This window comes from Psychrobacter proteolyticus (assembly GCF_038155145.1).
GTDB lineage: Bacteria > Pseudomonadota > Gammaproteobacteria > Pseudomonadales > Moraxellaceae > Psychrobacter > Psychrobacter proteolyticus_B.
The window spans coordinates 1-212 of the sequence record NZ_JBAKAY010000206.1 but is presented as its reverse complement, the minus strand read 5'-3'; the positions used below and the strand labels follow the sequence as shown (position 1 = coordinate 212).

The following is a 212-nucleotide window of genomic DNA, read 5'->3' as shown; positions in this document are numbered from 1 at the left end:
TCGAGTACTTCATCGAATGCAATGGATTGCGTAAACCTTGATATGGAGAAAATCATCAATGCCACCATTGTCATCATTAAATATTACTTTAATCACTGGTGGTGCATCAGGACTTGGTTGGGCAATGGCACAGCACTGCTATGCTGATGGACATCACTTAGTACTCGCTGATATAGATGAGAAAGAGCTGATCGCCCGCGCTCGTCAGTTAG

At 43.9% G+C, this 212-nt stretch carries 1 protein-coding gene; it reads left to right on the top strand.

The genetic code is table 11. The features are described from left to right. Positions 1 to 58 precede the first annotated feature (58 nt). The coding region (locus tag V6252_RS13885) for an SDR family NAD(P)-dependent oxidoreductase (protein WP_425355891.1) at positions 59 to 212 on the top strand (154 nt) is incomplete at its 3' end.